Origin of the sequence: Marinimicrobium alkaliphilum (genome assembly GCF_003259155.1) — a bacterium.
Taxonomy (GTDB): Bacteria; Pseudomonadota; Gammaproteobacteria; order Pseudomonadales; family Cellvibrionaceae; genus Marinimicrobium_A; species Marinimicrobium_A alkaliphilum.
Window position 1 is genome coordinate 230,528 of sequence record NZ_QGMQ01000007.1, and the last position, 13,992, is coordinate 244,519.

At 58.0% G+C, this 13,992-nt stretch carries 10 protein-coding genes; 4 read left to right on the forward strand and 6 right to left on the reverse strand.

Annotated features, from left to right (window positions below):
• Positions 1 to 283: 283 nt before the first annotated feature.
• Complete coding sequence (locus DKW72_RS13060) at positions 284 to 1,399, reverse strand: helix-turn-helix transcriptional regulator (protein WP_111642826.1); 1,116 nt, start codon at positions 1,397 to 1,399, stop codon at positions 284 to 286.
• 116 nt (positions 1,400 to 1,515) lie between these two features.
• Positions 1,516 to 2,883: a hypothetical protein gene (locus DKW72_RS13065; RefSeq protein ID WP_157960488.1), complete on the reverse strand. Its 1,368-nt coding sequence runs from the start codon at positions 2,881 to 2,883 to the stop codon at positions 1,516 to 1,518.
• 214 nt (positions 2,884 to 3,097) lie between these two features.
• Here DKW72_RS13065 and DKW72_RS13070 point away from each other — a divergent pair, with 214 nt between their 5' ends.
• From DKW72_RS13070 to DKW72_RS13080, 3 genes are read left to right on the forward strand one after another with little or no spacing between them, the layout of a single operon-like run.
• Positions 3,098 to 4,342, forward strand: coding sequence for a porin (locus tag DKW72_RS13070; RefSeq protein WP_157960489.1), 1,245 nt, complete (start codon positions 3,098 to 3,100; stop codon positions 4,340 to 4,342).
• 11 nt (positions 4,343 to 4,353) lie between these two features.
• The gene (locus DKW72_RS13075; RefSeq protein WP_198411341.1) at positions 4,354 to 4,782 is read left to right on the forward strand and encodes a type 2 periplasmic-binding domain-containing protein; all 429 of its coding nucleotides are present in this window, start codon (positions 4,354 to 4,356) and stop codon (positions 4,780 to 4,782) included.
• Positions 4,783 to 4,786: 4 nt separating this feature from the next.
• On the forward strand, positions 4,787 to 7,102 hold the full coding sequence (locus DKW72_RS13080; protein WP_198411342.1) for a putative bifunctional diguanylate cyclase/phosphodiesterase: 2,316 nt from the start codon (positions 4,787 to 4,789) through the stop codon (positions 7,100 to 7,102).
• Between the two features lie 21 nt (positions 7,103 to 7,123).
• On the opposite strand, the gene DKW72_RS13085 is transcribed toward DKW72_RS13080, so the two are convergent.
• The gene (locus DKW72_RS13085; protein ID WP_198411343.1) at positions 7,124 to 9,190 is read right to left on the reverse strand and encodes a DUF2264 domain-containing protein; all 2,067 of its coding nucleotides are present in this window, start codon (positions 9,188 to 9,190) and stop codon (positions 7,124 to 7,126) included.
• Positions 9,191 to 9,211: 21 nt separating this feature from the next.
• Positions 9,212 to 10,363 (reverse strand): glycoside hydrolase family 88/105 protein, encoded by a 1,152-nt coding sequence (locus DKW72_RS13090; protein WP_111642830.1) that lies wholly within the window; start codon positions 10,361 to 10,363, stop codon positions 9,212 to 9,214.
• 205 nt (positions 10,364 to 10,568) lie between these two features.
• On the opposite strand from DKW72_RS13090, the gene DKW72_RS13095 reads away from it, so the two are divergent.
• Positions 10,569 to 11,117, forward strand: coding sequence for a DUF2058 domain-containing protein (locus tag DKW72_RS13095; RefSeq protein ID WP_111642831.1), 549 nt, complete (start codon positions 10,569 to 10,571; stop codon positions 11,115 to 11,117).
• Between the two features lie 35 nt (positions 11,118 to 11,152).
• Here the strand turns inward: DKW72_RS13095 and DKW72_RS13100 are convergent, their stop codons facing one another.
• Together DKW72_RS13100 and DKW72_RS13105 are read right to left on the reverse strand one after the other, a co-directional pair.
• Positions 11,153 to 13,189, reverse strand: a complete 2,037-nt coding sequence (locus DKW72_RS13100) for a S9 family peptidase (protein WP_111642832.1) — start codon at positions 13,187 to 13,189, stop codon at positions 11,153 to 11,155.
• Entirely contained in the window at positions 13,186 to 13,872 is a 687-nt protein-coding gene (locus tag DKW72_RS13105) for a DUF3313 family protein (protein WP_111642833.1), read from the reverse strand. Before DKW72_RS13105 ends, DKW72_RS13100 begins: the two co-directional genes overlap by 4 nt.
• Positions 13,873 to 13,992: the final 120 nt, after the last annotated feature.

The window sequence follows — 13,992 nt, forward strand, 5'->3', positions numbered from 1 at the left end:
TTCGTGCTTGGCCCGGTAGAGCGCGGCGTCGGCCCGACTCCACTCTGCATCCAATTGTGTCTGCATGGTAGCGATGGAAGTCTGCCTGCCAATGGGCGGGAATCTGACTTTGCTGAATCATAATGGCCTGTAAAGAATAAGCGGGTAGATTACCGCTCCGGCTAACGTGATTATTATATGTATTGGATAAATTATACACACAGCCGGAGGCGCCTGTCATGCGGGCCTAAGGGGTACGGCGGTTGTCTTTACATGTGGGTAGCGGTGAAGCCCCTTTTTATCATCAGCGTAACTGTTGCAGGCGGGCGACCAGCTCACTGACCCGGTGGACATCCAGCTTGTTGTAGATAGCGCGAATTTGAGTGCGTACCGTGCCCAGCGATGAACCGCGTTGTAGGGCAATGGCCTCGGTGGTGTTCCCTTCGGCCAATTGCTGGGCCACATCGGCCTCTGCCAGAGTCAAACCGAAAGCCGCGCGCAACAGCAACTGCATACGGGAGGAGTCTACCCGGGCGTCCCGCGCTACCACCAAAACGCGGGGTTCAAAGCCAAAGGCATATTCACGGCGCGGTACGGGCAGTACCTCGACGACATAGGGCTGAGTGCGTTTGCCTTTCAGTACCAGGGTGGTGGCGAGCGGCGCCCCGGGCGCTCGCAGCCCCGCTGCCGCGGTACCAATGGCATTCGTGAGGAGGCGGCTGTCGGTCTGGGTTGCGGCGCCGAGTACGCCACCGCGTAAACGCAGGCAATCCTGCTGGCCCAGCAGCTCCTCGGCTCGCGGAGTCACAGCCTTGACGTGGCCCCGTCGGTCACAGATAAATACGGCAAGAGAAAGGGCCTCCAGCGTGCCGGCTGCCAACAGATCGCTCTGGTGCTCCAGGGCCATCTGGGTGCGCACAGCCGCGCGTATATGGGGAGCGATCGATGTGAACAAGGCTTTTTGGGCATCGGTGATCTCGCCCTGTTTGCCGGAGCGCATAACCGCCAGCCCCACGAGAGAGTCCCTCTCTTTGACAAGCGGGGTCAGGCAGATATAAGGAATATCGTAGTGCTGGGTATGCTCGGCGATAAACCGATTGCTGCGACGCTCCTGTGCGCTTACAAATTCAGCGCTGGAGGCGACCTGAAGAACCGACAGCTGAGAGCCTGCGCGAACAAACGGGTTGACCCCGGGGTCGCCGCCGCCGCACGCGAGAAAGTCCTCGGCCCACTCCGAGCACAAACCGCTAACCCAGTTGAAGGGAACAGTGTTGGCCGAGCCGAGGCCGATCAGCTCGCCTGCGCGGGACCCGGTTGCATCGGCCAGTTGTGAGAGCGAGTCCAACCAACTGCCCGTGCCGACCGCAGCGGCGCTGAAGCTGTCGACCAGCGACAGCCAGAGCTGATCATTTATTTGCATGCTTCTACCTCAATGAGCGTCGGGCACATTAGGCCTACATGTTGACTTTAGCGTCAATATAGCTCAAAGCGGTTTGGCGTGGCAATTACTTGTTGCTTAAAAAGTGCCCAGTCGTGCTAGTTCGACAGCGTCTGGGCGGTACTTCCGTTGAAGCGTAGCAGTCGGACGTTGGCCAGGTTGAAGCAGGCCCGGTAAATGTTCTTCGCTTCATCAGCGCTGACACCGAAGTCGGTCTGATTACTGCCACTCAGGGTGACGAAGGTTTGTGACCACGAGGGGCTCCCGGTAGTGTCAAACCCGAAGCCCGCACCCGCTGCGGGGGTGCTTCCTGCGAGGTAAGATGCGAACACCCGTTGGCCGCTGGCGGTGACGTATTGCAGCCCTTGGGGGTTGTGAACTTCGGCCAGCCAGATGGGGTTATACAGCCCGCCGCTACCTTCCCAGGCGACCACCGCCTTACGGGTAGGCTCGCCGAAAAACACATCCATGTCGTAGCGTAATGTCAGGCTGTTGATGATCGTTGCGTCAACCTGAAGCGGCGTATTGATTGCCACCAGATCGCCGCTAGAGCCCAATGTATTCCCGGAGCAGGCGCTCGAACTGGCGGGAATCAGCGTTGTGCTGGTGGTGGGGTTGACGGTTACGTCGGTTCCACCGGTACTACCTGTACCACCGGTACTGCCGTTTCCCCCAGGACTCTGGTTGTTGTCGGGCGTCGAATGGTTACCCTGCAATATTTCACTGTAATAATAGGATCCACATAGCTGAGCATACTGGGTCTCCAGCGTCAGTTGGATATTACTTGGGCAGTCCTCATACCAGTCGCCTCCCACAAAACCCAGCCCTCTGGCGTAGTAGCCTACTTCGATATCGTTCCAGTCGGCGTCATGGCTGATAATGATGATGACATCCTGATCAGTTCGAGAGGGCGATGAGTTGCCCACGGAAAAGGTCCGGCTGGCGAAGGGGCCAAATACTCTGAAATTGTCCCCCCAGGAATCCTGGTAGGTACCGCCTGGGTTGACGTGTCGAGGGATGCGGTAGGACAGCCCCCAACTGCTGATGGTCAGCTCGCTATTGCCGATACTGAGCGTGGTCACCACGTTGTCCTCGTCCGTCAACGTCGCCTGGTTGGCGGATACTTGCCAGACCTCGGTATAGGACCAGTCAGGCGATACCGTGCCATCGCTCACCATGTACTCATCAAACGAGCGGGTTCCATTGGTGGCTGGCACCAAATAGTTGGCCAAATCAATGCTGCCGCCTTGTGAGCCCGTACCACCGCCTTGCGAGCCTGTACCGTTGCCGTTGCCTGTGTTCCCGCCGGGGTTGTCACTGCCGAAGTCGCCACCGTCGGGGTCGGCGTCAGAGTCGTCGCTGCTGCCTCCACAGGCCGAGAGCACAAGGATGGTGAGCAGAATGCCCATCCACCTCAACAGAAAGTGAACTGAGCGCAAGGGGGTGAATGGCGAATATGTTGACATGGCAGCTTCCTCGAAAAGCAGTTGAGTATCAATTCAATAGAGATACCGGCAGCCTACGGACGTTGCGGGGAGGCGTCATCTACAATATTGGGTATGCTGTGCAGATACCCTTTACTCGTTCTATATACCCCCTCGTGCTATAGTTTGCTTACTGATATAAAAAACTTACATTTCTCCGCCAACCGCTCGTCGGGAAGCTGCTCGGAAGGGGACTATGAAACGCTGTACTGTCCGTAAAAACACTGCAATGAACCGATTTTCAAACATGTTTCGGGCAATGCTCCTGCCGGTTGTTGCGCTTGTTGCCAGCGGCAATGTTGGCGCGTCGAGCTGGAGCATCGATGGTTTTGGTACCCTCGGCGTCGTTCACTCCGATGAGGACCAGGCGGACTTCACCTCCGGCCTGCTTGCCGATGAGGGTGCCGGTTACAGTGATCAATGGAGCGCAAAAGTCGACAGTAAGGTCGGACTTCAGCTTTCATCGAATTTTGCGTCAAAGTTCAGAGCTGTGCTTCAGGTCGTGTCGGAACAAGGTTACGACGGCTCGTTTGATCCGAAGGTTGAGTGGGCCAATGTGAGCTATGAATTGACGCCCGAGCTCACCATTCGTGTCGGGCGTACCATCCTGCCCTCTTTTATGACCTCCGAGTACCGAAAAGTCGGTTATGCCACGGCTACAGTTCGGCCGGAGCCCGAGGTTTACAATCTGGTGCCCATCACCAATTCCGATGGTGTCGGCATCACTTACCAAAAACGCTTCGATGAGATCACGAACTTTCTGCACGTGTCCTATGGACAAAAAAGCACGAATCTACCTGACGGTTTCGCAATGGACGCAAAAAACGCGCTCACCTTCGCGAACACCCTGGAATGGCGGGACACGACGTTATTCGCCGGCTATTCACAAACTGACCTTACCGTAGAGGTACTGAACCCTGTTTTTGACGGCTTCCGCGCCTTTGGCCCAGACGGTGAATTTATCGCTGACCAATTTGATCTCAATGACACCACCGTGCGTGTCATCAGTTTCGGCGGGCGCTACGACCCAGGTGACTGGTTCGTGTCGGGGGAGTGGGCGAACAACAAATCACAATCCTTTGTCGGCGAGCATCAGGGCTGGTACGTGACGGGCGGTGTTCGAGTGAATGCATTCACCCCCTACCTGACCGTTGCCGATATGCGTGCAAAAGGGGATCTCTCCCATCCAGGGCTTCCCAATCCGCAAGCGGAGCCGCTAAACGAGATCCTGAATCAGCTCCTCTCGCAAAACACGTCTGATCAGAGCCGTGTTGCGATAGGGGTCCGCTGGGACTTCGCGCCCAGCGTCGCTTTTAAAGCCCAGTACGACCGCATTGACCTTAGGCGGGGAACACGCGGCGTCTTGTCGAACACCCAGCCCGGTTTCGAGGGTGATGAGCCGGTTTCCCTGTTTAGCGCCACTGTCGACTTCGTTTTCTAGGTTCTCTGACTATGCCACGAACTTTCGTAAAGATAATAATGACCGGCCTGCTGAGTGTGTTGGGGCACTTCGCTTGCGCTGACGTCGTTGTTGTGGTTTCTGACGGCAGCCCGGTTCGGACACTGAGCGCGACTCAGCTGGCGGATATCTATCTGGGGCGGCTGACGTACCTGTCTGAGGGCGAAGCGATCGTCCCCATTGATCAGGCGGAACAGACCCAGGCCCACAGTGACTTTTACCAACACTACCTGGGGCGTACACCCGCCCAGATTCGGTCGCATTGGTCCCGGCTGATTTTTACCGGTCGCGGCCAGCCGCCGAGAGCTGTGAACAGCCATGCCGCCCTGGTGGAAGCGGTAACCCGCAACCCCAATGCCATTGGCTACATGGACGCTGAAGCCGTGCCGGATGGCCTTCGGGTCGTTGATATCGAGTTCTAGGCCTATGACAGTCGCTACTTCAGAGAATCAGGCCAAAACCGATAGAAGCAGGCGATTTCATCGGTTTCTGGAAGCGCCGGTGCTGATCGGCGCCCTGGCCCTGATTGGTCTGAGCCTGATCTGGAGTGCGACCTTCCATCTGACCTCTGATGTGATAGCAAGTGCGTCCAGAAACAACGCGTCCATGACCACCGATGTTGCGCAAACCTATGAGGCGCAAGTGGTGCGCGCGCTGCGCGAAATTGACCAGACCCTCAAGCTGGTTCGCTACGACGTCCAGCGCCAGGCGCCCGAGGCCGCCATTGATGACCTCAACGAGCAGGATCTGTTGCCCCCCAGCCTACTGTTTTCGGTCGCCGTGCTCAGCCCCGAAGGGAATCTTCTGGCAACCCACGGTCGATTCGGACTGGAGCGGGCCGAAGAGCGCGCGTTCTTCCAGCGCGCACTCCGTACCCAGCAATTGACGCTCAGCCGCCCAATTGACACCGACGTTGGCGCATTCTTGTACTTCGCGCGCGGCATGACGGATGAACAGGGGCGCGACTCCGGTGTTGTCACTTTGGCGGTGCATGCGGAGTATTTTGTCAGTGGGTACGACAGTGCCACGCTGGGCGAGGCGGGCTTGCTTGGGCTCGCGGGCGACGATGACAATTTCCGGGTCTATAGAACCGGGGATAAGATTGGTGTGGGCACCTCGCTGGGTGTTGTTGCCCGAGAGGCTTCAGGCGTCACCGATTCATCGCCGGCTCCCTTGGTTCGGCACCCCTGGGATCAGGTTGAGCGCTATACCGTGGTGCGGGAGCTGTTCGAGTTTCCGCTCTCGGTCGTTATAGGGCTCTCGCACGCGGAACAATTGGCACCGGCACGGGCCACCGTTCGGGAATACTATTGGCGAGCGGTGTTTGCCAGTGGACTGTTGATTGGCATTGCGGGGATTCTGGGGTTTCTCAGCTGGCGACTGCAAAAAGAGCGACAACAGGCGACCGAGGAGCGCGTGCAGCATGCGCAAAAAGTTGAGTACCTGGCCTTTCATGACAGCCTGACTGACTTGCCCAACCGTGCCTACTTCAGTCGATTGCTGACGCAGTCCATGCTGGAGGCTCGACGCTATGAGCGTCAGTTTGCCCTGCTTTTTCTGGATCTGGATCGTTTCAAGCACATCAATGATTCCCTCGGTCACGATGCGGGCGATGAGCTGCTTCAGGAAATCGCCAGGCGTCTCGCGTGCGCCGTTCGTGAGAGCGATGTCGTGGCGCGCCTTGGCGGCGATGAGTTTGTGGTGCTGCTGCCGAATATTGCGGACCCGCAACACGTCTCGCCAGTCGCCGATAAAATTCTCGCCGCCTGCGCGAAGCCGTTCACGTTGGTTGGGCAGGAATTTCGAGTCACTGTTAGCATCGGCATTACGCTCTTCCCCCGGGATGGCGATGACGAGCAGACATTGATGAAAAATGCGGATATGGCGATGTACCACGCCAAGGCGCTGGGGAAAAACAATTTCCAATTTTTCTCCGAGTCGCTCAGTGATGACTCTCTGGAGCGCTTGACGCTTGAGTCAAGCCTACGCCACGCGCTCGAGCGTCAGGAGTTTCGCCTGTACTACCAGCCCAAGCGAAATATGAAGAGCGGGGATATTACCGGCGTGGAGGCGCTGCTGCGCTGGGCACACCCGGAACTGGGTATGATCCTGCCAATGCAATTCATACCCGTGGCGGAGGAGAACGGCCTGATCGTTCCTATCGGCCGCTGGGTGTTTCATACGGCCTGCCAGCAAAGTGTCGACTGGCAAGCCAATGGCATGCCGCCACTGAGCATGGCCATCAACCTATCGGCTCGACAGTTCATCGATGAGCATCTGCTGGACGACATCAAGTTGGCTCTGGAAGAGACCGGCATGAACCCGGACCTGCTGGAGTTGGAGATTACCGAAAGCATGGTAATGCGCGATGTTGAAGCCACCGTGAAAATCCTGAAAGAACTAAAGGCTATGGGTGTACGGGTCGCCATCGACGACTTTGGTACCGGCTACTCTTCGTTGTCCACACTCAAGCAGTTCCCGGTGGACACCATCAAGATCGATGCGTCCTTTATCCACGACTTGACCCGTAGCCTGGAAGACCGGGGTTTGACCGAGGCGATCATCGCCGTCGGGCGTAGCCTGAGTCTGAATGTTATCGCCGAGGGCGTGGAAACCTCCGAGCAGTACGAGTTCTTGCAAGCCCAGGCGTGTGATGAGTTCCAGGGTTTCTACGGCAACGAGGCGCTTCCGGCGGAGGAGTTCAGCCGCTTAATCGCGTCTATCCGCAGCGGTCGGAGCTGAACCCTGCCAACAACGCCCAGCTCATTTCCACAGCGTCTTTTCGTTTCCATCTCTAAACAGCACAACAATGTTGTTTTCTTCACTGGACCGATCAATGCGCGCCACCGGCATCAGTTCATCGTCGGTCCAGGGTTCTCCGGATTCTTTCCAGAGCATTAGCGTGGCGTAGATCACGGGTAACCGGCTGTTTTCAGAGAGGGTGTGCGACACATTGATTACCGCGCTTTGGTCGCTGGCCGGGTGCAAACCGGTGGTATCCAGAGTGTCCATATCCTGCCAACCTCGCAGCGGCACCATCGCCAATTGGTAGACGCCGTTGTCGATGATCTGCACCTCATACCCATTGACGGTGCGCTGGCTCTTGCGAATATTGTTACCCAGCCTGGGCAGCGCATAGTGCCCCAGGCGAAACTCAGTTGGAGTCGTGCTCAGGTTTTCGTCCACACGCAGGATGCCATTGGGCAGCGGTATATCGGCCAGTTTGAGGCGCACATTGTCGTCGGTCTCCAATACCGCGCTGCGGTAGTAAACGCCGTCGCTGTATTGTTCGAACTCAAAAAGGCGCAGGGCTTCCCAGTCGTCGTCTTTGTTCCTGATCACATAGTTCATGGCGACTTCGCCCTCGGCGCCGTCCGCCTGCCAGGGAAAGGCGCTGTTGTAGGCCAGCCGGTTGTAGTTCTCGCTGCCGCGAAAGGCCTCCCAGTTGTCGATAACGCCCACATGGCACCAGGCTCTCACTTCCGAGGCGCCGATGTTGGGGTAGTTGGTGGTCAGGATTTCCGCTCCTGCCTGAAAGTTGTTGTGCACGGTGCCTTTGGTCAAATGCGACTCCCAGGCGCCTTCATTTTCCGTGGCGGTCCAGAAAGCATTGTCCTCGGGTATGAGGAGTGCCAGAAATGCTTTGAGCGACCAGTAGTTGCTGCCGCGCACACTGTAACCCTGCACCGCAGGTTCAAAGGTCCCGTAGAACCCCAGCGTGGGCACCCCGTCGTGGAGGAAGTCCGGGTGCTGCAGAAACTGCAATAAGTTGCCCGATGAAATGCGACGCATCCAGCCGTAGTTGATGTCCGGGTCTTCATTCAGGCCCATCAGCGGGAAGGGCGTAATGCTGGCAAAGCGATAGCCGATACTGCGCCCCCACATAATCATCTCGCCATCGCGACTAAATAGATAGGGGTAGTTATCGTTGAGGTCTTCAAAGTAGTCCGCGAACTGCTTGGCAATGTCCGGGTAATGCTGGTTGCCAAACAGGTCGGCCCACAGGATGCCGTACATTTGAAAGGCCCACATGCTGTAGTAATCGTAAGCTGGGTTGTCGTTGTACCAGCCATCACCGCGATAGTGCTCGAGCGATTCCTGCAGATACTCAACCAGCAACGCCTCATTGACTTCGTAGCCCTGGGTTTTGAAAAAGCTCAGGACGTAGATGTTGAAGAACTTCCAGTTGGAGGGCACCGTCGGTCCGTCGCCATAGCTGAGCATGGTGTCGGCGAGCGCATCCTGTTGCGCTTTGGACAGCGGCTCCCAGAGCACTTCCGGCGCAACAAACAGCGATATCGCCACCGCCCCGAACTCCACCAGTGCCTGATTCGGTCCGCCGTCTTCGGCGCGCGGCTCTATGTAGGTTGGGCTTTCCGGGTTGATCAGTTCAGCCAGGTGATGGCGGTAATAGTCCGCGAGTTTTATGCCGTTGATTTCCAGGTCGGGATCTTCTTTGAGTAGGACGCTGGCGCCGAACAGCGTGCGCGACAGACCTTCCAGTTTTTCAACGACGGTTACCTCCGGGCGGCGTTCGTTGCGCTCCATACCGGGGTCAAAGGGGAACACCATGGGGTCGTCAATGCTGTCGATATAGCTGAAGGCGCCCTCCAGCAAGTAGCGCGTGGCATCCTTCCAGTGTTCTCGGGTCATGCCGGTGTGTGGGCTGAGTTCGTAGTCAGGTTGCTCAAGGGTAAAAATAGTGTGCTCGGGCGATGTTTCCGTCTTCGCCGGGCCGGTACAGGCGGCCATTACAACGGCGCTCAAGACCAGGAAACCGAACGCGATACGGCCGAGGCCAACCGAAGGTATTCTGCTTTTCATGTTCATAGGGCGCTCCATTGCGATAGCTTATTTTTCCACCAACCGATACATTTCCGACGCTGCGAGCAGGAAGGCGCCCACCCCAAAGTTGGCGGTGGAGTCGGCATCGACCACCTGGCCGGGTATGGCTCGCTCACCAATCGGCTGGATGTAGCCGACCTTGCCGCTTTCCTGCAGCGCCGTTTCGCTCAGGTATTGCCAGGCGTTCAACGCTACCGGCAAGTAGGTGGATTTATCGAGTTGGCCGTTGTTGATGCCCCACAGGTAGCCGTAGGTAAAGAATGCCGTGCCACTGGTTTCATAACCCGGGGCGTGTTCCGGGTCGAGCAGGCTGCGCGTCCAGTAGCCGCCGGGCTGCTGCACGCGGGCCAGGGTGGCGGCCATCTTCTGGTACACGGCAAGGTACTCATCGCGGTGTTTGTGATCCTCGGGCAAGTCGGCCAGCACTTTGGCCAAGCCGGCAAACACCCAGCCGTCCCCGCGCGCCCAGAAATCCTTGTAGCCATTCAAGCTCTTGTGCTCTGGGTAAACGTACTTGGCATCACGATAAAACAGGCCGGTTTCCTCGTCGTACATGATGCTTTTGGCGTAGGTAAAATACGCGTGCAATTTTTCAAGATACTGTTCGTCGCCGGTGACGTGGTAGAGCTTGGTCATTACCGGCATCACCATGTACAGACCATCGGCCCACCACCAGTAGTCCACCGCTTCGGTGGCCATCTGGTACTCCATGACTTCCAGCGCGCGCTCAATCTTTTCGCGCAAGCCGGTAATCTGGTACAGGTCGATATAAGTCTGAAAGCAGATCTGCCAGTCACCGAACAACACATACTCGTCGGTTTCGCCGTAGCTGTATTTCCATTCCGAAGGGTCATCCGATTTGGCCCCCATCCAGTCGTTCAGCTCGCCCCAGCGCAGGGAATAATCAAGATAGTCCTCATCACCGGTCACGAAATAGGCTTCCATATTGCCGGTGTGATAGGCCGCGTGCTCCCAGAATGCCCAACCGGGCTCCGGGTTTTCCGCCTGCCAGTAATCATTGGCGCGGGTGAGCTGTTCCAGGACGACGGCGTCGTGGGGCAAGGGCTGCGTAGAAGGATGATCCTGATTTGTACAACCGCTAGAGGCAAAAATCACAGGAAACACAAAAAGCAGATTACGCAAGGGATGTGTATTCATATTAATTCCATTCATATAAATATTGATTATTATGGCGTGGGCAGTCAGCGGACAATAAGTCATATAAATATGGATGTAAAGGCTGCGGCCCCGTGCTCAGGGGCCTCTTGATTCTATGGCGGGAGCTGTTCCCAGCTAACAGGTGAGCCGGCCGGCGGTTAGTGGCATAATGCCCCCAAGACAACCACTGGTGGGAGCCGACACAATGCCATCTCTACAGGATCAACTCTTGCAGGCCGGCTTGATTAACGACAAAAAAGCCAAGCAAGTTAAAAAAGATAAGCGCAAGCAGGACAAGGTGAGCCGCCGCTCAGGTGAGCCGGTGGTCGATGAGGTCAAGCAGTCCGCCCAAGCAGCCCGGGCGGAAAAAGCCGAGCGTGATCGCGCGCTCAATCGCCAGCGTGAACAGGAATTACAACAGAAAGCCATTGCTGGGCAGATCCAGCAACTGATCGAAAATCACCGCCAGAACAAAGGCGCCGGCCAGAATGATGTCGAATACAACTTTACCGACAACAAACTGATCAAGAAAATGCGCGTCTCCGCCGCCGTACAACGCCAGATCGTGCGCGGCCAGCTGGCGATCGTAAAGCTGGGCGAAGGCTATGAGCTGGTGCCGCGCGCAGTCGCCGACAAGATCGCCCAGCGAGATCAGCGTGCCGTGATCGTCGCCAATACCCAGACCGTCGAGCAACAGGCTGACGAAGACGATCCCTATAAGGATTATGTCATCCCCGATGATCTGATGTGGTAACCGCAGCCGGCCGCTGGGGCGGTCGGCTGCGGCGTTTACTGTGAGTCCAGAGTGACTTCAGCGGGGTCCACCCGCAGCGACTCCAGCTGATCGGCAATGTCCGGCGCCATCTCCGGCTGGTAGCGGCCATCCAGGTGGGTGGCCAGGAAGCGCTCGATCTCCGCCATCATGGCCAGGCGGTTTTCGCGCCGGGCAAAGCCGTGGCCTTCATCCTCCGCCACCAGATAATCCACAGTGCGCCCCAAATCTCGCAGGGCCACCACAATCTGGTCGGACTCGTGCTGTACCACCCGGGGATCGTTGGCGCCCTGAACCACCAGCAGGGGGGCGACAATATTCTCGGCGGCGTAGAAGGGTGATTGTGCGATCAGGCGTTCGCGCTCCTCGGGGTCGTCGGGGTCGCCCACCCGCACGGTGAAAATCTGGCGCAGCGGCCCCCAGTAAGGTGGAATGGACTCCAGCAGGGTAATGATGTTGCTGGGGCCGACGATGGAGACGCCAGCGGCGTACAGCTCCGGGGTAAACGCCAGCCCGGCCAGGGTCGCATAACCGCCATAGGATCCCCCCATAATGCCGACCCGCTCCGGGTCCGCAATACCCTGTTCAATCAGATAGTGCACGCCATCGGTAATATCGTGCTGCATGGCGCCGGTGCCCCACTCGCGATTCCCTGCATTGAGAAACGCCTTGCCAAAACCAGTGGAGCCGCGGAAGTTGGGGTTCAGCACCGCGTAACCGCGGTTGGCCAAAAACTGGGCAAAGCTGTTGTAACCCCAGCTGTCCCGCGCCCAGGGGCCGCCGTGAGGCACGACCACCAGCGGCAGGTTGAGCGGGTCCACATGCAAGGGCAGGGTCAGGTAAGCCTGAATTTCCAGGCCGTCCCGGGCGGTATAGCGGATGGACTCCATGGGCGCCAGGTGCTCGGCGGGCAGGTCGGGGCGGGCGCGGTACAGAAGCGACACCTCACCGCTGCGGGTATCGAACAGATAAGCGCTGCCGGGCTCGCGGTCCGACACCAGATTGACGATCCACTGGTGCTCGTCCTCAGTCCGGGTGCCGGGGTAGATGTCCCCGTCCGGTAGTGCCGCCCGCAGGCGTTGATAATGCGCAGCGAAGTCCGGGTCGCGGGGGTAGAGGCGTAACCGGTCGCCCACATACAGGGTGGCGAGCAACCGTTTGCCATCGTGAGAAAGGATGACATTGGACAGATCTGCCTCCCCTTCCGGGTCGGACTCCAGCACCTCTTTCTGGCCGGTGTTCAGGTCGAGCAGCGCCAGCCGGGCCAAGTCTACCTCTTCCCCTCGGTTGGTGATCAAGTACAGCCGGCGGCCGTCCGGGTGAAACGCCAAGGCGCCACAGCTTTCCTCAAAGCTGCACTGATACACCAGCTCCAGCTCGCCATTGTGCACTGCCAGCAGCTCCCAGCCGCCATCGGGGCGTTGACGGGTGCCCAGACGCAAGCGCCCCTCGCGGTCTGCGGTCCAGTCGGCAATCATCTGATCGTTCTCCAGCACCAGATCGCGTGCGCCGGTATCAATGGATACCCGGTAGACATCGTGCAAGGCCGGGTCACGGTCATTGATGGCTACCAGTATGGTATTGGGGGTGGCCCAAGGTACCGAGATAATGCGTGCCTGAATGCCCTCGTAGGGGGTCAGATCCCGGGCGGACGGTACCCGCTCGCCCTCTGCCGGCGCCATTCCCGGGTCTACCGCGTAGATGCGGAAATTCTCGTCGCCGCCCCGGTCCTGGCTATACAGGATGTAGCGGCCGTCGCGGCTCCAGAAGTAGCGGCGCACCGGTCGCTGCCGATCATCGGTCAGGGGGCGTGCCGCCTCGAACGGCTCGTCCACCGCCTTGACCCAGATATTCATTACCCCATCCAGGGGCTTGATAAAACTGATCCAGTGGCCATCGGGCGATATCTGTGCCCCGCTCAGCTCCGGGTCACCAAAAAAGCTGTCCCGGTCGATCAGCGGCGGTAGGCTCGCGTCGCCTTCCGTGGCGGGTTGATGGGCGCAGGCGGCAAGCGCCAGCGCCAGTAGGGCGGCCAGAACGCGGATTATAGTCATGGGGTTAGTGCCTCTTCCTGCTCTGATGCGCTCAGCAAATCAAGCTGCAAGCGCACCCGCTCCGCCCAGGCGGCCATCATCAACCTGAATTCGCGGGCATTATTTGCGCGGCTGGCCATGAAGTAATCGCGCCCTGAAAATCCCTGGGCTCGCTTCCAGTCAAGGATTCTGAGAGCGGGCAGATCACTGAACGCATCGACCATCTCCAGAGAAAGCGTTGCATAGCCCGCCGAATCAACCAGTTGCACATTTCTCGAGCCCGGCGCCGCGACATTCAGATCGATGATCTCGGGTCTGATCACCAGGGTATCGACTTCGGCCTCCTCAACGATCCTGTACCGGCCATCAGCGGAAAGTTTTTCCACCAGCTCCGCTTTCAGATCATCGGCAATACCCCTTTCGAGTCTGGCGATTTCGCGCCTATTCACTACATTGCGATGCGTGTTGGCCCAGCGTGGGATAAATGATATCGACGGATCTTCAATGAGCACTGTCTGGTAGCGCGTAAAGTCCGCGCCGATATTCACATGCAGTTCATCGAACCCCGCATTTGGAATCGCGGGGTCCTCCGCAGCGGAATCTCCCGCACCATTATCGGCTACCAACGATTGTGCCGACAGCGCCAGTGCCAGACCGGCGACCGCAGATCCGATGCACTTCACCCATTTTGACTGATAGCTCATACATTTCCCTCGTTTCTTATATAACTATGGCACAGCAGGGCGCCAGGATACGATCACAAATGGATACGATGTACGGCAAGTTGATCCCGCCCCCGGAGACAAGTCAAACATTCCTTACAC

Excerpts from the sequence above, each read along its gene's own strand:
- DKW72_RS13100 (WP_111642832.1), bottom strand. The coding sequence starts at position 13,189 with ATGACTATAATCCGCGTTCTGGCCGCCCTACTGGCGCTGGCGCTTGCC.
- DKW72_RS13085 (WP_198411343.1), bottom strand. The coding sequence starts at position 9,190 with ATGAACATGAAAAGCAGAATACCTTCGGTTGGCCTCGGCCGTATCGCG.
- DKW72_RS13075 (WP_198411341.1), top strand. The coding sequence starts at position 4,354 with ATGCCACGAACTTTCGTAAAGATAATAATGACCGGCCTGCTGAGTGTG.
- DKW72_RS13090 (WP_111642830.1), bottom strand. The coding sequence starts at position 10,363 with ATGAATACACATCCCTTGCGTAATCTGCTTTTTGTGTTTCCTGTGATT.
- DKW72_RS13060 (WP_111642826.1), bottom strand. The coding sequence starts at position 1,399 with ATGCAAATAAATGATCAGCTCTGGCTGTCGCTGGTCGACAGCTTCAGC.
- DKW72_RS13095 (WP_111642831.1), top strand. The coding sequence starts at position 10,569 with ATGCCATCTCTACAGGATCAACTCTTGCAGGCCGGCTTGATTAACGAC.
- DKW72_RS13065 (WP_157960488.1), bottom strand. The coding sequence starts at position 2,883 with ATGTCAACATATTCGCCATTCACCCCCTTGCGCTCAGTTCACTTTCTG.
- DKW72_RS13070 (WP_157960489.1), top strand. The coding sequence starts at position 3,098 with ATGAAACGCTGTACTGTCCGTAAAAACACTGCAATGAACCGATTTTCA.
- DKW72_RS13080 (WP_198411342.1), top strand. The coding sequence starts at position 4,787 with ATGACAGTCGCTACTTCAGAGAATCAGGCCAAAACCGATAGAAGCAGG.
- DKW72_RS13105 (WP_111642833.1), bottom strand. The coding sequence starts at position 13,872 with ATGAGCTATCAGTCAAAATGGGTGAAGTGCATCGGATCTGCGGTCGCC.